Origin of the sequence: Blastococcus saxobsidens, assembly GCF_010682065.1 — a bacterium.
GTDB classification, from domain to species: Bacteria; Actinomycetota; Actinomycetes; order Mycobacteriales; family Geodermatophilaceae; genus Blastococcus; species Blastococcus saxobsidens_B.
In genome coordinates this window covers 29,677-51,051 of the sequence record NZ_JAAGWG010000011.1, presented here as the reverse complement: position 1 = coordinate 51,051, position 21,375 = coordinate 29,677, and the positions used below count along the sequence as shown (strand labels likewise).

The following is a 21,375-nucleotide window of genomic DNA, read 5'->3' as shown; positions in this document are numbered from 1 at the left end:
CGGACCGGCCGGAGCCGCGGCATAGCATCCGCTGACCTGCACGAGAACGGTGGACCTTCGCGATGACCAGCCTGGCCGGCGACCTGCTGGAGCCGCTCGACGACGGGGACACCGCCCCCGCGCGGGCCTGGCTCGGCGAGGTCGTCACCTCGGCCGGCATGCCCCGCGACCAGCTGGCCGCACTCGGCGGCCTCGGCCGGTGGAACGCCGACCGCGCCGACGGCGGCCTCTCCGCCGCCGCGGCCGACGCGCTCCGGACCGCGGTGCGCCTGACGGCCGGCGAGCGGACCGCCGGCGGGCTGCTCGCGCTCTGCCTGCGGGCGGACTGCGAGGCCGCCTGGGAGGTCTCCTGGGAGCACGGCCCGGTCCAGGCGGTCATCGACACCGCGCTGGCCGCCCGCCCGGCCGACGGCGGCGCAGCCGAGGGCGAGTGGGCGCTGCTCGCGCTGGTCGGCCGGGAGATGCTCGTCGAGGCCGCGGCGGCCTCGGGCAGCCTGGTCGTGCTGGCCGAGCACGCCGCCGCGACGGCCACCGTGGCTGCCGAGGTCGCCGCCCTGTGCTCCGACCGGGCCGGCGACCCGCTGAGCGAGCACACCGCCGAGGTCGCCGACGCCGAGGCGGACTACTACCGGGCCGTCGCCATCGCGGCCCGGGCGGTCAGCGGGTACCCGGCGGCGGGGGACGACGTCCTGGCCGACGCCGTCGCCGTCCTGGCCCGCGCCGAGGCCCGGTTCGCCGCGGACGACGTCGCCCGGGGGGAGCTCCGCGCGCACCGGGCGTCGCTGGAGGCGCTGCGCGACGCGCAGGCCCCGGCGCTGCGGGTGGCCGCCGGCAGCGTCGTCCACCTCTACCCCTTCGGCCTGCGCGGGGTGACGCCCGGGGCCGCCGTGCGCGCCGTGCGCGGCACGGGCGCCCGCTGGACCCTGGCCGGGATGCCGGTGACCGGGGTCGAGCGGGAGCTGCCGCTCAACGACGTCTGGAAGGGCAACGACCCGCTGGGCCGGCAGTACGCCGGCGCCGCGCTGGTCCTGCCCGACGTGCTCCTGCCCGACGCCGACCTCGGGGAGCCGCACCGGTTGCGGGTGGAGGTGCGCCTGACCGAGCTGGGCAACCATTGCGTCCGCATCGTCGCCCCGCTGAGCGAGGCGGGCCCGCAGGCGCTGTACGCGGCCCAGGTCCGAGCCGCGCCCGAGGCGGCGGACCTGCGCGAGCTCGGGACGCCGCTGGTGCCCGCCGACGGCCTCCCGGGGCTGGAATGGGGCCGGCTCAGCGATCTGGCGGCGGCGATCTGCGCGGACCTCTGCGGCCAGTTCGCCGAGCACACGCGGGAGGACTCGGTGGCGGTGAGCACCCGCGCCGGCGCCTACCACGTGCTCACCCGCGTCGAGCGGGCCGAAGCACTCGTACCGGGCCGGCCCCCGGTGCCCGTGGAGGACCCGGAGCGGCTGCGGGCGCTGGTGGGCGGCGCCCTGCTCGGCCACCCGGTGCGGCACGGCGTCAGCGCGATCGCCGAGTGGGCCGGCTACCGGCCCGACGCCGCCACCGCCATCGACGCCCCGGGGATGGTCGAAGGGCTGGTGCTGCGCACCGCCAACACCACTGCGCTGGCCTGCCCGAGGGCGCCGAGCTACATGGTGGACGCGGTGCAGGAGGCAGCCGAGTTCGTGGCCACGCTGGACGGCCTGTTCGCCGGCTGGCAGGTGGAGCTCGCCGACCACTACTACCGGATCAACCGGGAGATGGAACGACTGCAGGAGGAGATCGCGCGACGGCCGGCCGAGGGGGCCTGGGACCTGCCGTTCCTCGACGGCACCCAGCGGGACCTCGAGGCCGCCCAGCACGCCATGCAGCTGTTCGTGATGGCCGCCCGGCTGCGCCTGATGTTCATCACCGCCCCGTCGCTGGTGACCTCCCCGGTGATGCGGACGACGCTGGACCACCTGCTGGCCGCCGCCGGCTTCGACCGGGCGCGGGCGGACTTCGTGGGCACGGTCGAGGACGTCGTGGGCGACCGCGCCTGGGCGCTCATCGACAGCTCGGTGCGGCGGCGCCAGGAGCTGGCCGAGGACCGGCGGCGCGAGCAGGAGGCGACCGCCCGGGCCCGGCAGGCGGACGACGAGGCACGGGGCCGGCGGCGGATGGACATCCTGCTCGCCGCGGTCGCCGCGGTCGGCATCTCGGGCATCTTCTCCCTGCTGCAGGCGGGGTACGCCCTCACCGGCTGGCGGTCGGCCCTGCTGGCCGGCTTCGCGCTGCTCACCGCGGCCGCCACCGGCGCGATCACCCACCGGCTGACCGCAACCGACCGATGCGCAGGAGGTGCCCGGTGCGACCCGCCGTGCTGACCGATCCGGCTGAGCTGCGGGCCGTGCACGCCGGCCTGCTGGTTCCCGCGTTCCCGCCCGAGGAGCTGGTGGACGCCGACGAGCTGGTCCGGTCGGTGGCCGCGGGGACGGCCGAGGTGCTCGCGCTCCGCGACCGGGGTGGGCACCTCGCGGTCGCCGTGGCGGAGTTCTTCCCGGACGCGGGCGTCGTGCTGCTGTCCTACCTGGCCGCCCGGGCCGACGCCCGGTCCGCCGGGCACGGCGGCCGACTGCTGGACGCCGCGATCGCCCGGTGGACCGCTCGCCACGACCCCTGCCTGGTGCTCGCCGAGGTCGAGGAGCCCGGGCACCACGCCGCGTCCCCCGGCCGGGGGGACCCGCTCGCGCGGCTGCGGTTCTACGCCCGCCGCGGTGCGCGGCGGCTCGACCTGCCCTACGTCCAGCCGGCGCTGCGCCCTGGCGCCCCCCGGGTGCCGCACCTGCTGCTGCTCGCCCTGCACGCCGCCCCGGAGCTGCTGCGCGGCGCCGACGCGGTCGACGGGCCCGCCGTCCGCACCTTCCTCGAGCGGCTCTTCGCGGCCGGCGGGGAGGAGCTCCCCGCCGACCCCGAGGCGGCGGCGCTGTTCACCGCGGCGGCCGGGGAGTCGGTCGCCGCCCCGCCGCTGACCGCCTGACCGGCTCAGATCAGGCCGTGGGCGTGCACCGCCTCGGCCACCTGCAGGAAACCCGCCACGTTCGCGCCGAGCACGAGGTCGCCCGGTGAGCCGTACTCCTCGGCCGTCTCGTGGCACCGGGCGTGGATGTCGCGCATGATCTCGGCCAGCCGCGCCTCGCTGTGCTCGAAGGTCCAGCGGTCCCGCGAGGCGTTCTGCTGCATCTCCAGGGCCGAGGTCGCCACGCCCCCGGCGTTGGCCGCCTTGCCGGGCGCGAACCCGACCCCGGCCTCGCGGAACACGTCCACGGCTTCCGGCGTGGCCGGCATGTTGGCGCCCTCCACCACGTACCGGCACCCGTTGCCGGCCAGCACGGCGGCGGCGTCGCCGTCGAGCTCGTTCTGCGTGGCGCTGGGCATCGCGACGTCGCAGGGCACGTCCCAGATGCTGCCGCCGGCGACGAAGTCGGCGGACTCCCGGCGCTGCGCGTAGTCGGCGATCCGGCCCCGCTCGACCTCCTTGATCTGCTTGAGCAGCTCGAGGTCGATGCCCTTGTCGTCCACGACGTAGCCACTGGAGTCCGAGCAGGCCACGGCCGTACCGCCGAGCTGGTGGACCTTCTCGATCCCGTAGACGGCGACGTTGCCCGAGCCGCTCACCACGACCCGCTTGCCGTCGAACGACTCGCCCCGCACCTTCATCATCGCCTCGGCGAAGAAGGCCGCGCCGTACCCGGTGGCCTCGGTGCGGACCAGCGCCCCGCCCCAGCCCAGGCCCTTCCCGGTGAGGACGCCGGACTCGTAGCGGTTGGTGATCCGCTTGTACTGGCCGAACAGGTAGCCGATCTCGCGCGCGCCGACGCCGATGTCCCCGGCCGGGACGTCGGTGTACTCGCCCAGGTGCCGGTAGAGCTCGGTCATGAACGACTGGCAGAACCGCATGATCTCCGCGTCCGACCGGCCCTTGGGGTCGAAGTCGGAGCCGCCCTTGCCACCACCGATGGGCATCCCGGTCAGCGCGTTCTTGAAGATCTGCTCGAAGCCGAGGAACTTGACGATGCCCAGGTTCACCGACGGGTGGAACCGCAGGCCGCCCTTGTACGGGCCGAGTGCGGAGTTGAACTCCACCCGGAAGCCGCGGTTGATCTGCACCTCGCCGCGGTCGTCCTGCCACGGCACGCGGAAGATGATCTGCCGTTCCGGCTCGCAGATCCGCTGGACGGTCTTCATCTCGGTGTACTCGCTGTGCCGGTCCAGCACGACGGCCAGCGACTCCAGCACCTCGCGGACGGCCTGGTGGAACTCCGTCTCCCCGGCGTTGCGGTGCAGCACCTCGTCGTAGATGGCCTGGACGCTCGCCGGTACCTCGCCGTTCACGCCGGTCTCCTCCTGCTGTGGTCGGTCAACTGAACGTACGCGGGGGCCCGCGGCCCGCTGCCGGCCCTCAGCCGATGATCTCGGCCAGCGCCCGCGGGATCTCCGCCGGCAGCTCGCGGGCCAGGAAGCCCAGCGGGCCCACCGACGAGGAGAGCCGCTCCCCGGTCCGGCCGTGCAGGTAGGCGGCCCAGACGGCGGCCTGCGCCGGGTCGGCACCGCGGGCCAGCAGGCCGCCGGTGATCCCGGCGCGGACGTCGCCGGACCCGGAGACGCCGAGGCCCTCCTCCCCGCTCTCGTCCCGCCACAGCGCACCGTCCGGGGCGCCGATCCAGGAGACCGCGCCCCCGAGCCCCACGACGGCCCGGGCGCGGTCGGCGAGTTCCAGCGCGGAGCCCGCCGGGTCGTCCTCGATCTCGTCCTCCTCCACGTGCAGGGCGAACGCGATCTCCGTCGGGTTCGGCGTGAGCACGACCCGGCCGGCGAGGTGGTGCAGGCAGGCGGGGGCGGCGGTCACGCAGGCGAGTCCCAGCGCATCCAGGGCGAGGGGCCCCTCCAGGTGCGGCAGCAGTCGCTCGCCGAAGGCCTGCGTCTCCTCGGTGTCGGCCATGCCCGGCCCGATGAGGACGGCGTCGGCGGCCTCGGCGAGGTCGCGCACGATGTCGGCGGCCTTCGCGCTGATCGCTCCGTCCGGCGTCTCGGGCAGCGCGCGGACGAGGGCCTCGGGCAGCGCGGCCGCGGCGAACGGCGCCAGGGACTCCACCGTGGCGACCTGCAGCTTGCCCGCGCCCACCCGCATGGCGGCCTCGGCGGCCAGCAGGACCGCACCGAGGGTTTCGGTGCTGCCACCGATCACCAGGATGGAGCCGCGCGCGTTCTTGCCGCCCGAGGGCTTCGGCAACGGCCAGCCCCGCAGCATCTCGCGCGTGACGGGTGTCGGCTCAGGCAGTGGGCGCGGCATCGGGCTCCTCGGTGACGTCCTGGGACCGGGCGACCAGGTGGTCCACGGCGTTGTACGAGTGCAGGTGCAGCGTGCCGTCGTCGTCGGCCTCGTACCGGGTGAGGGAGGCGTTGGCGACCTGCTCGCGCGCATCGACGTCGAGCAGTTCCTGCTCGGTGAGCCCCTCCAGGACGTAGCGGAACACCATCACGACCGCCTGGTGGGCGACGACGAGCAGCCGGTCGCCGTCGTGCCGGAGCGCCTCGGTGGCCAGCAGGCTGCGGATGCGCTGGGCCACGTCGGCCCAGCTCTCGCCGCCCGGCGGGCGGTAGTAGAACTTGCCCAGCAGGTCCCGCCGGCGCGCCTCGTCGGGGAACTGCTCCCGGATCCCGGCCCCGGTCATGCCGTCGAAGGCCCCGAAGTCGCGCTCGCGCAGCCGCTCGTCGGCGCGCAGGGGTAGGTCCAGCCCCGCGACGGCCAGCTGCGCGGTGCTCAGGGCGCGGGCGAACGGCGAGGTGAGGACGGCCGTGGGTCGCTGGTCCGCGGGCAGGGAGGCGAGATGGCGGCCCAGCGCCTCGGCCTGCGACCGGCCGGTGTCCGAGAGCGGGACGTCGGGATCGCGGACGTCGAGTTCCAGGCGCCCGGCGCCGTCGGCATGGGCCCGGGCATCGGCGAGGTTCCCGACGCTCTCCCCGTGCCGGACCAGCCACACCACCGCCGGTCCCGGTCCCCGGTCGCCCACGCTGTCCCCTCTCCTCGGCCGCACCTCTGGACGGGCGGCCACCCCGACGCCCGGTAGCCGCGACGTCGACCGTCGAAACCGTCACCCCCCTCGCGCAGGATGGCGGCGTGACGGAACCCACGGACCTGCCGGTGCTGGCGTTCGCCGACCAGGCCGCTCTCGAGGCATGGCTCGAGGAGCACCACGACAGCGCCGCCGGGTTGTACGTGCGGATCGCCAAGAAGAGTTCGGGGATCCCCTCGGTCGACTGGGCCGGGATGGTGGAGGTCCTGCTGTGCTTCGGCTGGATCGACGGCCGGGCCAACCGGCTGGACGATTCCTGGTACCTGCAGCGGATCACCCCGCGGCGGCCGCGCAGCGTGTGGTCGCTGAAGAACGTCGAGACGGTGGCACGGCTGACCGCGCACGGCAGGATGCGGCCGGCGGGCCTGGCGGCGGTGGAGGCGGCGAAGGCCGACGGCCGGTGGGAGCGCGCCTACGCCGGTCCGGCGACCATCACGGTGCCCGACGACCTGGCGGCGGCCCTGGACGCCGCACCCGGTGCCCGGGCGGTGTTCGACGGGCTGACCAGCGGCGACCGGTACTCGGTGCTGTGGCGGGTGCAGACCGCGGCGACCCCGGGCACCCGCGCGAAGCGGATCGCCGCGGCCGTGCAGTCGCTGGCGGGTGGCCCGGCCGGCTCAGCCGGTGGGCCGGACGCCGAACCGGAAGCCGCCCTGGTCGACGGTGGTGACCGACAGCGGGGTCCCGTAGGTGCGGGCGTGGACGATCATCCCGTCACCGATGTAGAGGGCGACGTGGCTGATCGGTGAGTAGTAGAAGACCAGGTCGCCGGGCTGCAGCTCGCCGCGGGAGAGCGGCGGGCCCATCTTGGACAGGCCGGCGCTGGTGCGGGACGGCAGGGTGACGCCCGCGGCGGCGTAGGCGTAGGCCATGAGCCCGGAGCAGTCGAAGGCATCGGGACCGGTGGCCCCCCGACGGTAGGGCGAGCCGACCTTGGACAGCGCGACCTGGATGGCGGTCGCCGCGGCGCTGCCCGGCGCGACGGGCAGTTCGTCCACCGACGGCGCCCGCAGCTTCGGGCCGGAGACGAGGTTGGAGACGCGGTCCTGTTCCGCCGCGGACAGCCGGGCGTAGTCCGACTGGTACTGGGCTGCCCGGCGCTCCACCTCGGCCTCCTGGGCCTTGAGCTGGTCGAGCCCGGCCCGTGCGGTGGCGGCGGCCTGGTCAGCCACCAGCTGCGCCTCCTCGGCTGCGGCTCGCGCGGCCGCGGCGGCGGAGATGACCGTGTTGGTGTGGGTGGCGATCATGTCCAGCGTCGTCATCTGCTGGACGAGGTCGTCCGCGGAGTCGCTGGTGAGGAACGCCGCCACGCGGGACTGGGTCTTCTCGGTGAAGCTGCTCTGCACGATCGCGCGGATCTGCGGCTCGTGCACCGCGAGTGCGTCGCGGGCGGCCTGGGCCTGGGCCTGGGCGGTCGCGGCGGCCTCCTGCTGAGCGGCGACGATCTCCTCGGCCTCGTGGACCTGCGCCTCGACCTGGGTCAGCTGCTGGGCGGCCTCGGCCATCAGCGTCGCGGCCTCCGCGGCGGAGCCGGGGGCCGCGGTCGCGGACATGGGGCTGAGCACGGCCGTCGCGGCGGTCACGACGGCGGCGGCCGCCAGGACGGCGCGCGAACGGCGACGGGTGGTCCTGAGCTGCGACTGCACCATGGCCTCCGATCACCCGCGCCGAGCCCGGGGAAGGGGGCTTCAACCATGCGCGTCAGCACGGACGGTAGGGAGCCGGTATCGACAAGTAGTGGGCGGCGCGCGGGCCGGGGGCCGGGAGCGCACCCCGCCCGTCACATCCGCCCCACGGTGCACCACCCGTCACGCGGGGGCGGTGCCTGCGGCGTCCCGGTCGGGGGCGAGCGGTACCAGCCGGTCGGCGACGGCGCCGGTGACCAGGGAGTAGACGACCTTGTGGCCGACGTCGACGACCAGGTCGCGCCGGGACCAGGTCCAGGGGGGCGCGCCGACGCCGGTGGCGTTCTCCAGGGTCTGGTCGGTGGCGAGCCGGACGGAGGCGTGCCACAGCGACGCCCGCCAGCCGCGCAGGCCGGTCGCGGCCCAGATGCCACGGAGGGCACCGACGGCGGCGCCGGTGCCCCAGTGCATGAGGTGGTTGCGGACCGGCGGCCGCGACGTTTCCGGCAGCCGCCGTCCGGTGGTGAGGGCGGTGAGCGTGCGCGCGGGGACATAGCTGTCCGGGCGGCCGGTCACCGCCTGCTCGACCTTCTCGCCGAGCGTCATCACCGCGACGCCGGCCAGGCCGGCCAGAGCGCCCCGCAGGGCAGCGCGTCCCACCATGGGGACGTCCTTACCCGGCGGCTCCGCCCCCGCACACGCGGGGACGGAGCCGGGGTCGTTCTCAGCCGGCGAGGGGCTCCTGGACCTCCAGGCCGGACACGGCCTGGAAGTCGCGCAGGATCGCCGAGAGTTCCTCGGAGGTCCACGGCTCGCAGCAGTCGCAGCCGTCCTCGCGGAAGCTGACCAGACCGATGGAGCCGCCGGCCTGGTCCTCGGCGATGGCCAGGTGACCGGCGGACGGGTGGCGGTGGCAGGCGCAGGCCGCGGCACAGAGTCCGAGACCCCAGCCGGAGATGACGACGGTGTGCCCGTCGTCGCGGACCTTGCCCACCTGGAAGACGGACGGCTTGCGACTCCTGCTCACGGAGTCCTCCCCTCGACGGCCCCGGGAAGGGGACCTGCGTGCGGTCTGCGGAACTTTCCGAGCTACAGGAGGTTTCGGCAGGACCGGGCCTCGGGTAAAGCGAACTCTTGCTCGTGTTCCACCACCGAGCGTAATGCGGTGACCACGAGTCGTCGCCGTCACTTTCCGCCAGGGTGCAGTGATCCACTTGGCGCAATTGTTATCGAACTGGCGGCGCGCCGACCCTCAGCTGGCGGGGCTGACGCTGCTCATGTTGAAGTCCGGCACCCGCAGGGTCGGCATCGCCGTCCGCGTGAACCAGTCGTTCCACTCCCGAGGCAACGTCCGCTCGGTGCGCCCGGCCTGCACGGCGCGGCCGAGGAGGTCGACCGGCGACTCGTTGAACCGGAAGTTGTTCACCGCCCCGGTCACCTCGCCGTTCTCCACCAGGAAGACGCCGTCACGGGTCAGCCCGGTGAGCAGCAGGGTCTGCGGGTCGACCTCGCGGATGTACCAGAGCGTCGTCAGCAGCAGGCCGCGCTCGGTGGCGGCCAGCATCTCCTCCTGGGTGGCGGTCGCCGCCGGGTCCTCGAGGACCAGGTTGTCGACGGCGGCCGTGGCCGGCGCGGTCGTCTTCAGGGCCCAGGCGCGCGGCCGCACCAGGTTGGCGAGGACGCCGTTCTCGATCCAGTTCACCGCGGGGGTGGCCATGCCGTTGTCGAACACCGAGGCCGCGCCCGAGGAGGCGCCGACCACCTGGAACGGCGCGGCCTCCAGCCCCGGGTACCGCGGGTCGCTGCGCAGCGTCAGCGGCAGGGCGGCGAGCCGGTCACCGATGCGGTTGCCGCCGCCGGGCCGGGCGAAGACGTTGCGGCCCTCGTCGGCGTCCCGGGCCTCCATCGTCCAGTAGAGGTAGATCATCAGGTCGCTGACCGCCGAGGGCGGCAGCAGCGTCTCGTAGCGCCCCGCCGGCAGGTCGATCCGCCGCTTCGACCAGCCCATCTTGCGCTCCACCTCGGCGGCGAGGCCGGCCACCGAGACGTCACCGAAGTCCCGCGTGCTGGTGCCGGCCCACACGGAGCGCCCGAAGTCCGGGGTCTTGCCGTTGAGCTCCACCCGGCCGGTGGGCTGGTCGTGGCGCAGCCGCAGACCGGTGGAGCTGCCCAGGTAGGTGGTGGCCATCTGGTGCTCGGCGAAGCCGAAGAGCAGCTCGCCCCGGTCGGCCGCCTCGCCGAAGGCCTGCCCCAGCGCCGGCGCGAAGTCGGCGAAGACGCCGATGGAGGTCTCCGCGGGGTCGGCGTCCCAGTCGCCCGGATCCGCTGGGGTCTCCCCCACCAGCGGCATCGCGTCCTCGGCCGGGCCGGCGTCGCGGGCGGCCTGCTCGCTGGCCGCGACGAGGTCGGCGATCTCCGGCGTGCCCGAGCGGGTCACCGTGCCCGCGGCCATGCCGGCACCGCCGTCGACGAACGAGACGACGACGACCTGCCGGGAGCGCATGGCGCCGTTGGTGGTCAGGCTGTTGGCCGCCCACCGCAGGTTCGCCTCGGAGCCCTCGACGACGAAGGTGACCTGCCCGTCGGCCGTGGAGGCGGCCAGCGCCTGCTCCACCAGGTCCTGGGCGCGCTGAGCGCTCATCGCCCGGCCTCCTCGACGGTGTTCAGGATGTTGACGCCCTCGAACAGGGCGGTCGGGCAGCCGTGGCTGACCGCCGCGGTCTGCCCCGGCTGGGCCTTGCCGCAGTTGAAGGCGCCGCCCAGGACGTAGGTCTCCGGGCCGCCGACGACGCGCATCGAGCCCCAGAAGTCCGTCGTCGTGGCCTGGTAGGCGACGTCGCGCAGCTGCCCGGCCAGCCGGCCGTTCTCGATCCGGTAGAAGCGCTGCCCGGTGAACTGGAAGTTGTAACGCTGCATGTCGATCGACCAGCTCTTGTCGCCGACGACGTAGATGCCGCGTTCGACCCCGCCGATGATCTCCTGCGTGCTCGGGCCGTCGGGGCTGGGGCGCAGCGACACGTTGGCCATCCGCTGCACGGGGACGTGACCGGGCGAGTCGGCGTAGGCGCAGCCGTTGGAGCGGCCCATGCCCTGCAGCCGGGCCATGTTGCGGTCCACCTGGTAGCCCACGAGGACGCCGTCCCGCACGATGTCCCACTGCTGCCCGGCGACGCCCTCGTCGTCCCAGCCGATCGTGGACAGGCCGTGCAGCGCCGTCCGGTCGCCGGTGACGTTGAGCAGCGGCGAGCCGTACTGCAGCGTGCCCAGCTTGTCGACGGTGGCGAAGGAGGTGCCGGCGTAGGCGGCCTCGTAGCCCAGGGCCCGGTCCAGCTCGGTGGCGTGGCCGATGGACTCGTGGATGGTCAGCCACAGGTTGGACGGGTCGACGACGAGGTCGTAGCGGCCGGCCTGCACCGAGGGCGCCTTGGTCTTCTCGCGCAGCAGCTCGGGCAGCTCGGCGAGTTCCGCGGCCCAGTTCCAGCCGGTGCCGGTGAGGTACTCCCAGCCGCGGCCGGCCGGTGGGGCGAGGGTGCGCATGCTCTCGAACGAGCCGGTGGTGCGGTCGACGGCCAGCGCCGTGATCTCGGGGTGCAGCCGGACGCGCTGCTGGCGGGTGCGGGTGCCGGCGGTGTCGGCGTAGTACTTCTGCTCCTTGACCAGGAGGCAGCTCGCCTGCACGTGCTCGACACCGTCGGCGGCCAGCAGCTGCTCGGAGAACTCGGCGAGCAGGGCGGTCTTGTCGGCGTCCTGGACGGAGAACGGGTCGACGTCGTAGGCCGACACGTACTCGACGTCGGCGTGGACCGGCTCCGGGGCCAGCTCCACCCGGTCGCGGTTCAGCGCCGCCGCGACCTGGGCGACGGCGACCGCCTCCTCCGCCAGGCGCACGGCCTCGGCGGCGGTGAGGACGACGCCGGCGGCGAACCCCCAGGTGCCCTCGTGCACCACGCGGACGGCGAGGCCGAGGTCCTCCCCGTGGGTGAACGCCTCGGGCCGGGCGTCGCGGAGGCTGATGGCCTGGGTGCGGATGCGCTCCACGCGGAGATCGGCGTGCTCGCAGCCGAGGTCGACCGCCCGGGTGAGGGCGGCGTCGGTGAGCGCGGACAGCGGCAGCGCGAGGAACGCCTCGTCGATGGCGCGGGGTGCTGGCACGGCCTCCTGTCTACCAGCGTCGGGGCAGGGGTGAGGCGGTACGGGCCGGGTAAGCGCCTGCACATGGCAGACCTGGACCGGCGGCCCGCGGACGACGTGACGATGACCTTCGGCGGCACCGCGACGATGCTGCTGCGGATCGGCGGCTTCACGCTGCTGACCGACCCGAACTTCCTGCACCGCGGGCAGCGCGCCCGGCTGGGCTACGGCCTGCGCAGCAAGCGGCTCACCGACCCCGCACTCGTGCCCGCGCAGCTGCCGGAGCTCGACGGCATCCTGCTGTCGCACATGCACGGCGACCACTGGGACCGCATCGCCACGCGCACCCTGCCCAAGGAGACACCGGTGGTCACCACTCCGGAGGCGGCGAAGTGCCTGTCCGACCGCGGGTTCACCGGCACCGCCGAGCTGCGCGCCTGGGACACGCACGTGTTCACCCGCGGCGCGGAGACGCTCCGGGTCACCTCCGTGCCCGGGGTCCACGGGCCCGGACCGCTGGCCCGGGTGCTGCCGCAGGTGATGGGCAGCGTGCTGGAGCTGGTCCGCGACGGCGAGGTGAGCTGGCGCGGCTACATCAGCGGCGACACGCTGTTCCGGCCGTTCCTGGGCGAGGTGCTGGAGCGGTGCGGGCCGCTCGACGTCGTCATCCCGCACCTGGGCGGCACCAAGGCGCTCGGGCTCACGGTCACGATGGACGGCCGGCAGGGCGCGGACCTGGTGGAGCTGCTGAAGCCGCCGGTGACCGTCCCGGTGCACTACGACGACTACGACCGGTTCGCCTCGCCGCTGGGCGACTTCGTCGCCGAGGTCGCACGGCGCCGGCTGCCCGGCACCGTGCGACCCGCCTACCGCGGGGAGACGATCTCGCTGCGCGCCTGACGAGGGGCTAGAACGCGTCCCCGGTGCGCCACGGCATCAGCTGCAGGGTCAGGGTGTTGCCGTCGGGGTCGGCGAAGCCGGCGTACTTGACCCCGCCGCCGACGTCCTCGACGGCGCCGACGTCCACGCCCCGGCCGATCAGCTCGGCGCGGGCCGCGTCGATGTCGTCGACGACCAGGTGCAGCCCCCGGACGGACCCGGGCGGCGCCTCCCAGGCGGGCAGGCCGGTGCCCAGGGCGATCGAGCAGGCCGATCCCGGCGGGGTCAGCTGCACCACCCGCACACCGTCGGCCGGGCGCACGTCCACGTCGACGGAGAAGCCCAGCTTGTCGGCGTAGAAGGCCTTGGCACGGTCGACGTCGGTGACCGGGACGGGGACGAGTTCGAGCTTCATGTCCACGAGCGCCTCCTCAGAGCCCGCGGGCGAGGAGGTCGTCGAGCTTCTCGTAGCCCTCGTTCACGCCGACCTCCATGCCGCTGGCGACGAAGCCGTCGCGCCCCTCGAACGAGTCGACCAGCGACGTCGAGGTGAGCCTTGTCCGCCCGTTCCCGAGGTCCTCCAGCACGAGCCGCTCCAGGGCGACGTCGTCCGGCATGCCCTCGAAGGCGAACGTCTGGACGATGAGCTCGTTCGCGCGGACCTCGTGGAAGACGCCGTTGAAGGCGTAGTCCTCGCCGTCCTGCGACATGACGTAGCGGTAGGAGCCGCCGGTGCGGCAGTCGTGCCGGTCGATCCGGATGTCCATGCCCTTCGGCCCGGTCCACTGCGCGAAGAGCTCCGGGTCGACGTGCGCGCGGAACACCCTCTCGGGCGGGGCGTCGAACTCGCGGACGATCCGCACGAGCGGGACGTCGGGGTCGACGACGATCTGGGTCTCGCGGTGCGTGGTGCTGGTCATGGCTGCGGTCCTTCCGGGGGTGGGGGGTCATCGGCGGGCGGGTGGGGAGCTGCTCGATCCGGCATCGATCGCAGGACGTCGTCCAGGCGGCGGTAGCGCTCCTCCGCCTGACGGCGGTAGCGCTCGATCCACTTCGTCATGAGGTCGAAGACCTCTGCCTCCAGGTGCACCGGGCGGCGTTGGGCCTCCCGGCTGCGGCTCACCAGGCCGGCGTCCTCCAGCACCTTGAGGTGCTTGGAGACGGCCTGGAGACTGACGTCGAAGGGGGCGGCGAGCTCGCTCACCGTGGCGTCACCGGTCGCCAGTCGCGCGACCATGTCCCGCCGGGTGGGGTCGGCCAGCGCCGAGAACACCCGGGAGAGCGGATCAGCCGGCACGTCGTCCTCCTCGTTGTTCAACCTTGCGGTTGAACAAGAAGGTAGCGCCGAACTGTGCCGATGGTCAACCCCTTGGTTGAACAAGCCTCCGACCTGGGGTGGAGCCGGAGATCATCCCGGCGGCCGACGCCCGGGGAGACCGGTCCGGCCGATGCTCGTACCGCCACCGCAGCGGTGGCCGGACGACGAGGAGCGCACGGTGAGCAGCTGGACGACGAAGGTGCTGGGAGCCGCCGGCGCGGTGGTGGCGGTCGGCGCGACGGCGCTCGCCGGGCTCGCGGTGACGATGCCCGCGGGGGTGGACGGACCGGGCGCGATGCTCGCGGAGCTGCAGGGCCACACCGAGACCTCCGACCACGCCGACGCCGCCGACGCGCCCCGCGCCGACGTCCCCGGCTGGACCCGCTCGGTCGGGCACGACGTCACCGTCGTCCGGCCCGGGAACGCCTCCGGCGACGACGCGGGCAGCGTGCGGGCGCACATGACGCTGGACGAGGGGGCGCGACCGCCGGCCGACTGCGTCGACCTCTCGCAGGTCGGCATGCCGTTCGACGGGGGCGGGAACTGGCCCGACCTCGGCGAGGCGGCCCAGCTCTGCGAGGGCTGGGTGACCGTCGTGCTCGACGACCGGCTCTACACCTGGTCCGACGACGCCCTGCAGGTCGAGGCCGGCTGAGGTCAGCCGGCGGCCAGGCGGGCGGCGCGCTCGGCGACGTCCACCCGCAGCGCGGCGACGTCCACGTGCACCGGGGCGCCGTCGCGGACGACCGGCCGGCCGCCGACCCAGACGTCGCGCACGTGCCGCCCGGCGCCGGACCAGACCAGGTGCGCCAGCACGTCGCCGACGTCGCCGACCGGCTCGAAGACCAGGTCGCGGGTGTCGACGTGCACCAGGTCGGCCCGGCGACCTGCCTCGAGCTGCCCCAGGTCGGGGCGGCCGATCGCGTCGGCGGCTGCGCCGGTGGCGAGCCAGAACGCCTCCGCCGCGGTGAGCGCCGTGGCCGACCGCTCGCGCAGCCGCGCCATGCCGGCGGCCAGGCGCAGGTCGGCGAACAGGTCGAGGGAGTCGTTGGACGCCGGCCCGTCGGTGCCCAGGCCCACCCGGATGCCACGGTCGAGCATCGGGCGCAGCGGCGCGACGCCGCTGGCGAGCTTGGCGTTGCTGGCCGGGCAGTGCGCGACGGCGACGTCGTACTCCCGCCAGAGCTCCTGGTCGGCGTCGTCCATGTGCACGCAGTGCGCGGCGAGCACCCGGCCGCCGAGGACGTCGTGGGAGGCGAGCAGCGCCGGCACCGACAACCCGTGCGCGGCGAGCAGGTCCTCGCCCTCGGTGGCGGTCTCCGCGACGTGCAGGTGCAGGAGCAGGCCGTGCTCCCGGGCGGCGCGCGCGGCGTCGGCGAGGAGCGGGAGGGGGACGGTGTAGGCGGCGTGCGGGCCCAGGCCGTACTCGACGGTGCCGTCGTCGGGCGCGCCGGCGGCCAGGGCGACGGCGGCCCGCAGCTGCTCCTCCATCGGCGGCATGCCGGGCAACGGGAGCAGCGGCGTGGCGATGATCGCCCGCGCACCGGTGGTCCCGACGGCGGCGGCGATCCGCTCCGGCTGGAAGTACATCTCGACGCTGGTGGTGATGCCGTTGCCGAGCATCTCCGCCGACGCCGCGGTCATGGCGACCTCGACGTCCTCCGGGGTGAGCCGGGCCTCCCGCGGCCACATCACCTCCTGCAGCCAGCGATCCAGCGGCAGCCCCTCCCCCTGGCCGCGGAACAGCACCATGGCGGCGTGCGAGTGGGCGTTGACCAGTCCGGGGGTGAGGACGCCGGGGAGCTCGACCAGCTCCGCGCCACCGGCCGGTGGCGCCTCGGCGGCCGGACCGACCCAGGTGATGAGGCCGTCGGCGACGTCCACCACGGCTCGAGGGACGACGGTTCCCGCGCGGTCACCGAGAACGGCGGCCCGGGCGGTGAAGCGCTGGCGCATACCTGCCGACGCTAGTGCCGCGCGACTGCGGCGTCGCGGCGGCGCGACCGGGCCGCCGATACCGTGGGCGGCATGGACCTCCTCGCCGCCGCCTCCTCCGACGAGGGCGGGATCACCGGTTTCCTGCTCGACCTGGTCGAGACCCTCGGTCCCGTCGGCGTGGGGCTGAGCATCCTGCTGGAGACGGTCATCCCGCCGATCCCGAGTGAGGCGGTGCTCGGCCTGGCCGGCGTGCTGATCCGGCAGGGCGAGATGAACGCCGTCGCGGTGGTCCTGTTCGCCACGCTCGGCTCGGTCATCGGCGCGATCTTCTTCTACTACGTGGGCCGGGCACTGGGGCCCCGACGGGCGCACCTCTTCCTCGACCGGCTGCCGCTGGTGAAGACCGAGGACGTCGACCGCACGTTCGAGTGGTTCGCCCGGCACGGCCGCGCGGCGGTCTTCTTCGGCCGGATGGTGCCGATCGTCCGCAGCTTCATCTCGGTGCCCGCGGGCGTCGTGCGGATGCCGTTCTGGCAGTTCATCGTCTACTCCGCCGCGGGCAGCCTGATCTGGAACACCGTGCTGGTCAGCCTCGGGGTGCTCGCCGGCAACTTCATCGAGGACAACCTCAAGTACGTCGACTACGCGATCATCGCCGCCGTCGTGCTGGGGATCGGTTACCTGATCCTCAAGCACGTCCGCGACGTGCGCCGGCACCGGCGGGCGGGGACGGTCGCGCCCAGCCCGGTATCGCCGGGCGAGGATCCGGGCCGCCCGGCAGCATGACGGGATGACCCGCACCCGGCCGCACGTCGTCGCCTTCGACGTCAACGAGACGCTGCTGGACCTGGCCCCCGTGCGGGCGGCGCTGATCGAGGCCGGGCAGCCGGGGTCGCTGCTGGGCACCGTGTTCGCCCGTACGCTGCTCACCGGCTTCGCCGCTGCCGCCGTGGGCTCCTGGTGCACGTTCCGGGACGCGTTCGACGCGTCGCTGGCGCAGGAGACGGAGCTGCCCGCGGAGACGCGCGGCTCGATCGCCGACACGTTCCGCGAGCTGTCCCCGCATCCGGACGTGGAACCGGCGCTGCGGCGGCTGGTGGAGGCGGGTGTGCGGGTGGTGACCTTGTCGCACGGCTCCCCCGGTATCGCCGAGGCGGGGCTGGAGCGGGGCGGCATCACCCCGCTGGTGGAGCGGAGCCTGTCCAGCGAGGTCGTCCGCGCGTGGAAGCCGAACCGCGAGGCGTACCTGTGGGCGGCGGGCGTCTGCGGGCTGGCGCCGGACCGGATGGCGCTGATGGCGGCGCACGGCTGGGACGTGCTGGGGGCGCAGCGGGCGGGCCTGACGGGCGCATGGTTCCCGCGCAGCGAGCGGACCTACCCGGCCGTGTACGACGCCCCGCACGTGCAGGCGCCGGATCTGGCGGGTGCGGTCGACGCTCTGCTCGCGCTGCCGGCATGAGCGCGGAACCTCTCCTCGTCGACACCCCGCACGGCCCGGCCCGGGTGACCAGCGCAGGCGACGGGCGCGCCGGCACGCTGGTGCTCGGCCATGGCGCCGGTGGCGGCTCGGAATCCGTGGACCTGGCGGCGCTCGCGGCGGAGGCCGCCGACGCCGGCTGGCTGGTGCACCGGGTGGACCAGCCGTGGCGGGTGGCGGGCAAGCGCATCGCGCCGGCGCCACCGCGGCTGGACGAGGCCTGGCACGCGGTGCTGGACCGGCTGCGGGTGCTGGACCGGCTGCCCGGCCGGCTGGTGCTGGGCGGGCGCAGCGCCGGGGCGCGGGTGGCCTGCCGGACCGCCGCCGAGCAGGGCGCCGCGGGCGTGCTGACCCTGGCGTTCCCGCTGCACCCGCCGGGCAAGCCGGAGAAGAGCCGCGCGCCGGAGCTGACCGCCGTCTCGGTGCCGCTGCTGGTGGTGCAGGGGGAGACCGACGCCTTCGGCCGGCCCGAGCACGTCGCCGCCGCGCTGGCCGAGCACGCGGGCGCGTCGGTGTACGCGGTGCCCGGCGACCACTCGCTCAAGAAGAACCCCCACCTCGCCGCGGCAGCGGCGATGTCCTGGCTCACCGAGGTCCTCTCGCGCTGACGCCGATCACCTCAGAAGGGCGGCGGGTCGTCCGCGGGGCAGGCATCCGCCCCCGCGTCGGAACCCTCGAACAGCCCGGCGTAGGCCGGTCGCCGGACCGAGACCGTTCCACGTGCAACAACGTCCATGCCCGGTGGTCGGGTGACGCGGGTGACGCCGCTGGGGGTGGTGACGGTGAGGACGCCGTCGTCGGTCATGGTGAAGGACCAGCCGGCGGCGAAGGTCTTGAGCCGGTGGTGGCGGCGGCACAGGCAGCACAGGTTCTCGCAGGCGGTGTCCTCGCCGTCGGAGTGCGGGACGACGTGGTCCAGGTCCGCCCAGGCGGCGCGGTTGCGGCAGCCGGGGTGCCGGCACGTCCGGTCCCGGACGCAGATGAAGCGGTGCTGCGCGGCGGAGGGTCGGTAGCGGTCGGTCGGCGGGGGCCGGTCCAGCAGCGGGCAGCCGCAGTCACCGCCGGGGTGGTCGGGGCAGCCGCGGCGGGCCAGGCGTTCCAGTTCGGTGCGGGTGACGGCGGCCCGCAGCGCGCCGCTGACCGGGTCGGTGAGGGCGATGTCCAGACGGCCGCCGGCCGGGGCCTGCAGCCCGCCGGGGCACAGGGCGTCGAGCTCTTCGAGCAGCTCACGCAGGTGGGCGGCGGTGATCGGTTGCCCGTCGAGGTCGCCCGGCGCCACCTCGCCGCAGCCAGGGCCGCCGACAGGGCCGCCGGCGCAGGCGTGGTCGCTGCGCCTCGCCGGGTCCAGGCCACGGTCGGGGTCGGCGGGCGGGTCGGCGGGCAGGTCGGCGGGCAGGTGGGGCAGCGGCAGGTGGGCGACCGCGCAGGCGTCGTGGCCGGCCGCGGCGGCGCGCAGGGTGGGCAGCGGGGCGAGCACGGTGAGGTGCGCGGTCACCGGCGGCCGGGAGGTGTCCCAGGGGCGGGTGACCAGGTCGTAGAGCGCACCGACCCGCAGCTGCCCGATCCGGTGCTCGTCACCGTCGGCCTTGGCGAGGCGGGCGTAGCCGTCCACGGTGTCCCGGATGGCGGCGGCCATGCGCTGGGGCAGGAACACCGACAGCTCCGCCATGCCGTCGGGCAGCGGGCGCATCGTCACGTCGGCGCCCTGCTGCGCCCGCCTGCGTCGCCGATCCGAGGCCGCGGCGTCCCGGCGCAGCAATTCCGCCCGCGCAGCGGCCTGCAGCCCACGGATGGTCAGCCGCCTGGCCCGAGGTAGCACCGCGGCCTCCACCTGCGCGAGCACCGCCGGCTCCACCTCCCCGGCCGGCTCGGTGAGCTCGGCGACCAGAGCGCGGGCCCGCGGCCAGTCCAGCCGGCCGTCGGCCAACGCCTCCCACGTCCCGCGCAGATGCGTGGCGAGCAGCATCGAGGCATCGGCCAGCTTCGTGGCCGCCGTGCGCGAGCAGTTCAGCACCATCGCGAGCTCGTCGGCGAAGAACTCGCTCACCCCCGCCACCGGCTCCCGGCCCGGCCCCGCCACCCAGTCCGGGGAGGCGGCACCCGGTTCACCCAGCTGCCGGTCTGCGGAATCGGGGCGGCGGACCGCCAGCTGCGCCACCAGCTCGGCGCGGTAGGCGGCCAGCTGCCCCTCCACCTGCTCGATCCGCTGCAGCTCCACAGCGATCTCCGCAGCACTACGGGCAGCCACCGGCATCAGCTCACCCAGCCGCGTCGGCCGCACCACCACCCCCGCCGGCACGGTGCCCGGCCACGGGTCGGCGGCGAGGCTGTTGACCGTCACCCCGACGCCGAATCCACCGCCCTCGAACACATGATCGAAGGTAGTCGGGGGGTACGACAGTTCTCTGGCACCTGACCAGGACCGTGCGGACCTCGTCGAGTGTGATCGGCCGGCAGTTCAGGTCAGGTCAGGTCAGGTCAGGTCAGGTCAGGTCAGGTCAGCATGGATGCAGGCATCGCGGCGGTTCAGCGACGGCACAGGCGGACCGGCCGGCACCAGAGGCCCGACGGCGGCGCAGGCGCACCGCCGGTTCAGGCGTGGCGCCGGCGAGAGGGAGGGAGGGACCCGTGGCGGCGCAGGCGCACCGCCGTCGCAGGCGTGGCGCCGGCGAGAGGGAGGGACCCGTGGCTGTGCGGGCGCACCGCCGGCAGGTTCAGTGGCGGGAACGGCGGCGGCGCACGAGCAGGACCACCGCGATGATGACGGCAACTCCCGCGGCCGGCGCGGCGTAGCGGGTCAGCGCCGCGCCACCGGCGATCTCGAGCAGGTCGATCGGCTCGGGCTCGGCCGGCTTCGGACGCGCCGCAGACGGCGCGGACGCCGGACCGGCGGAGGGCACGCTGCGCAGCGGCGCCCCGGTCGCGGGCCGCCCGGGCGGGGCCGTCGGGCCCTTCGGCGGCGCGCTCGGCGCCTTGCCGGCCGGCGCGGTGTCCTTGCTCGCCGGCGCGCTGTCCGTGCTCGCCGGCGCCGTGTCGGTGCTCGCGGGCGCGGTGTCGGCGCTCGCCGGCGCAGACGCCTTCTTGGCCGGCACAGCCTTGGCCGGCGCAGCCTTCGCCGCGGCAGCCTTGGCGGGCGCGGCCTTGGCGGGTGCGGACTTCTCGGCCGCCGCCTTCGCCGGGGCCTTGCCGGCCTTCGCGGCGTCGCCGTCGTCGGATGCGGTGACCTTGTCGGTCGTCGCCGCCGCGGCCTTCTTCGTGGCGGCGGCCGCCTTCTTCGCCGCCGTCCCCTCCCCCGCGGCCTGCTCCGCGGACGCGGCGATCTCCTCCACCGCTCCGGACGCCGTCGCCGCCGCCTTCTGCAGCGGGCCCTCCGACGCCGCGGCACTCGCCCGCTCGGCGTCGCCCTGGGCGTCGCCCTCCCCGAGCTGGGCGGCGAGCTTGTCGGCGAACTGGCCGAGCAGCTTGTTGCCGACGTCGGTCATCACGCCCCGGCCGAACTGCGCCGGCCGGCCGGTGATGTTCAGGTCGGTGAGGACGTCGACCCGCGTCACCGAACCCTCCGCCTGGAGCACCGCGGTCACCGTCGCGGCCGCCGTCCCGTTGCCCCGCTGGTCCTTGCCGCGCGCGTCGATCACGGCCCGGTGCGCGGCCTCGTCCTTCTCGATGAACGAGGCCTTGCCCTGGTAGGTCAGGTTGATCGGACCCAGCTTGACCTTGACGCGGCCGGTGAAGTCGTCACCGTCCACGGAGTCCAGCGCGGCGCCGGGCATGCAGGGAGCGATCCGCTCGATGTCGAGCAGCACCCGCCACGCCTCGTCGACGGGGACCGGGACGGTGAACGAGTTCTCCAGCTGCACGGCCGACCTCCTGGTGACGTCCTGGAACGGCCCCCGTGCAGGGCCCCGGCACGAG

The 21,375-nt window shown here is 74.8% G+C and carries 21 protein-coding genes and 1 pseudogene; 8 read left to right on the top strand and 14 right to left on the bottom strand.

The features are described from left to right. Window positions 1-62: 62 nt before the first annotated feature. The gene (locus GCU60_RS09030) at window positions 63-2,345 is read left to right on the top strand and encodes a hypothetical protein (RefSeq protein ID WP_163204406.1); all 2,283 of its coding nucleotides are present in this window, start codon (window positions 63-65) and stop codon (window positions 2,343-2,345) included. Beyond that, window positions 2,327-2,998, top strand: a complete 672-nt coding sequence (locus tag GCU60_RS09025; protein ID WP_163204404.1) for an N-acetyltransferase — start codon at window positions 2,327-2,329, stop codon at window positions 2,996-2,998. The genes GCU60_RS09030 and GCU60_RS09025 overlap by 19 nt, the downstream gene beginning before the upstream one ends. Before the next feature lie 5 nt (window positions 2,999-3,003). On the opposite strand, the gene gdhA is transcribed toward GCU60_RS09025, so the two are convergent. The 3 genes from gdhA to GCU60_RS09010 all read right to left on the bottom strand — a co-directional run bounded on the left by gdhA (window position 3,004) and on the right by GCU60_RS09010 (window position 6,032). Further along, complete coding sequence (gene gdhA / locus GCU60_RS09020) at window positions 3,004-4,353, bottom strand: NADP-specific glutamate dehydrogenase (protein ID WP_163204402.1); 1,350 nt, start codon at window positions 4,351-4,353, stop codon at window positions 3,004-3,006. Window positions 4,354-4,420: 67 nt separating this feature from the next. Further along, entirely contained in the window at window positions 4,421-5,311 is an 891-nt protein-coding gene (locus GCU60_RS09015) for an NAD(P)H-hydrate dehydratase (RefSeq protein WP_163204401.1), read from the bottom strand. Continuing rightward, window positions 5,292-6,032, bottom strand: coding sequence for a histidine phosphatase family protein (locus GCU60_RS09010; RefSeq protein ID WP_163204399.1), 741 nt, complete (start codon window positions 6,030-6,032; stop codon window positions 5,292-5,294). Before GCU60_RS09010 ends, GCU60_RS09015 begins: the two co-directional genes overlap by 20 nt. 257 nt (window positions 6,033-6,289) lie before the next feature. On the opposite strand from GCU60_RS09010, the pseudogene GCU60_RS21560 reads away from it, so the two are divergent. Then, window positions 6,290-6,688, top strand: a pseudogene (locus tag GCU60_RS21560) (YdeI/OmpD-associated family protein); the annotation flags it as partial. Between the two features lie 24 nt (window positions 6,689-6,712). Here the strand turns inward: GCU60_RS21560 and GCU60_RS09000 are convergent. The 5 genes from GCU60_RS09000 to GCU60_RS08980 all read right to left on the bottom strand — a co-directional run bounded on the left by GCU60_RS09000 (window position 6,713) and on the right by GCU60_RS08980 (window position 11,872). Beyond that, window positions 6,713-7,744, bottom strand: a complete 1,032-nt coding sequence (locus GCU60_RS09000) for a C40 family peptidase (RefSeq protein WP_204261719.1) — start codon at window positions 7,742-7,744, stop codon at window positions 6,713-6,715. A gap of 159 nt (window positions 7,745-7,903) precedes the next feature. Continuing rightward, window positions 7,904-8,383 (bottom strand): hypothetical protein, encoded by a 480-nt coding sequence (locus GCU60_RS08995; protein WP_163204397.1) that lies wholly within the window; start codon window positions 8,381-8,383, stop codon window positions 7,904-7,906. A gap of 61 nt (window positions 8,384-8,444) precedes the next feature. Continuing rightward, window positions 8,445-8,747, bottom strand: coding sequence for a hypothetical protein (locus GCU60_RS08990; RefSeq protein ID WP_163204395.1), 303 nt, complete (start codon window positions 8,745-8,747; stop codon window positions 8,445-8,447). A 225-nt stretch (window positions 8,748-8,972) separates the two neighbouring features. After that, window positions 8,973-10,361: a metallopeptidase TldD-related protein gene (locus GCU60_RS08985; protein WP_163204393.1), complete on the bottom strand. Its 1,389-nt coding sequence runs from the start codon at window positions 10,359-10,361 to the stop codon at window positions 8,973-8,975. Continuing rightward, entirely contained in the window at window positions 10,358-11,872 is a 1,515-nt protein-coding gene (locus GCU60_RS08980) for a metallopeptidase TldD-related protein (protein ID WP_163204391.1), read from the bottom strand. The genes GCU60_RS08985 and GCU60_RS08980 overlap by 4 nt, the downstream gene beginning before the upstream one ends. 63 nt (window positions 11,873-11,935) lie before the next feature. Between GCU60_RS08980 and GCU60_RS08975 the strand changes: the two genes are divergently transcribed. Beyond that, window positions 11,936-12,751 carry an MBL fold metallo-hydrolase gene (locus GCU60_RS08975; protein WP_163204388.1) on the top strand — a complete coding sequence of 272 codons (816 nt, stop codon included), beginning with the start codon at window positions 11,936-11,938 and terminating at the stop codon, window positions 12,749-12,751. A 7-nt stretch (window positions 12,752-12,758) separates the two neighbouring features. Here the strand turns inward: GCU60_RS08975 and GCU60_RS08970 are convergent, their stop codons facing one another. From GCU60_RS08970 to GCU60_RS08960, 3 genes are read right to left on the bottom strand one after another with little or no spacing between them, the layout of a single operon-like run. Further along, window positions 12,759-13,145, bottom strand: coding sequence for a VOC family protein (locus GCU60_RS08970; protein ID WP_204261740.1), 387 nt, complete (start codon window positions 13,143-13,145; stop codon window positions 12,759-12,761). A 16-nt stretch (window positions 13,146-13,161) separates the two neighbouring features. Then, window positions 13,162-13,650 (bottom strand): SRPBCC family protein, encoded by a 489-nt coding sequence (locus tag GCU60_RS08965; protein WP_163204384.1) that lies wholly within the window; start codon window positions 13,648-13,650, stop codon window positions 13,162-13,164. Further along, window positions 13,647-14,027 (bottom strand): metalloregulator ArsR/SmtB family transcription factor, encoded by a 381-nt coding sequence (locus GCU60_RS08960; RefSeq protein ID WP_163204382.1) that lies wholly within the window; start codon window positions 14,025-14,027, stop codon window positions 13,647-13,649. The genes GCU60_RS08965 and GCU60_RS08960 overlap by 4 nt, the downstream gene beginning before the upstream one ends. 199 nt (window positions 14,028-14,226) lie before the next feature. Between GCU60_RS08960 and GCU60_RS08955 the strand changes: the two genes are divergently transcribed. Then, complete coding sequence (locus GCU60_RS08955) at window positions 14,227-14,703, top strand: hypothetical protein (RefSeq protein ID WP_163204380.1); 477 nt, start codon at window positions 14,227-14,229, stop codon at window positions 14,701-14,703. Window positions 14,704-14,705: 2 nt separating this feature from the next. Here GCU60_RS08955 and GCU60_RS08950 read toward each other — a convergent pair whose 3' ends face one another. Then, window positions 14,706-16,004: an amidohydrolase family protein gene (locus GCU60_RS08950; RefSeq protein WP_163204378.1), complete on the bottom strand. Its 1,299-nt coding sequence runs from the start codon at window positions 16,002-16,004 to the stop codon at window positions 14,706-14,708. Between the two features lie 72 nt (window positions 16,005-16,076). On the opposite strand from GCU60_RS08950, the gene GCU60_RS08945 reads away from it, so the two are divergent. From GCU60_RS08945 to GCU60_RS08935, 3 genes are read left to right on the top strand one after another with little or no spacing between them, the layout of a single operon-like run. Then, complete coding sequence (locus GCU60_RS08945; protein ID WP_163204376.1) at window positions 16,077-16,772, top strand: DedA family protein; 696 nt, start codon at window positions 16,077-16,079, stop codon at window positions 16,770-16,772. Window positions 16,773-16,776: 4 nt separating this feature from the next. Continuing rightward, window positions 16,777-17,445 (top strand): HAD-IA family hydrolase, encoded by a 669-nt coding sequence (locus GCU60_RS08940; RefSeq protein ID WP_163204374.1) that lies wholly within the window; start codon window positions 16,777-16,779, stop codon window positions 17,443-17,445. Further along, window positions 17,442-18,071, top strand: a complete 630-nt coding sequence (locus GCU60_RS08935) for an alpha/beta hydrolase family protein (protein ID WP_163204372.1) — start codon at window positions 17,442-17,444, stop codon at window positions 18,069-18,071. Before GCU60_RS08940 ends, GCU60_RS08935 begins: the two co-directional genes overlap by 4 nt. 11 nt (window positions 18,072-18,082) lie before the next feature. On the opposite strand, the gene GCU60_RS08930 is transcribed toward GCU60_RS08935, so the two are convergent. Together GCU60_RS08930 and GCU60_RS08925 are read right to left on the bottom strand one after the other, a co-directional pair. Beyond that, entirely contained in the window at window positions 18,083-19,804 is a 1,722-nt protein-coding gene (locus GCU60_RS08930; RefSeq protein ID WP_163204370.1) for a DUF222 domain-containing protein, read from the bottom strand. A 373-nt stretch (window positions 19,805-20,177) separates the two neighbouring features. Continuing rightward, window positions 20,178-21,320 (bottom strand): SRPBCC domain-containing protein, encoded by a 1,143-nt coding sequence (locus GCU60_RS08925; RefSeq protein WP_163204368.1) that lies wholly within the window; start codon window positions 21,318-21,320, stop codon window positions 20,178-20,180. Between the last annotated feature and the right edge of the window lie 55 nt (window positions 21,321-21,375).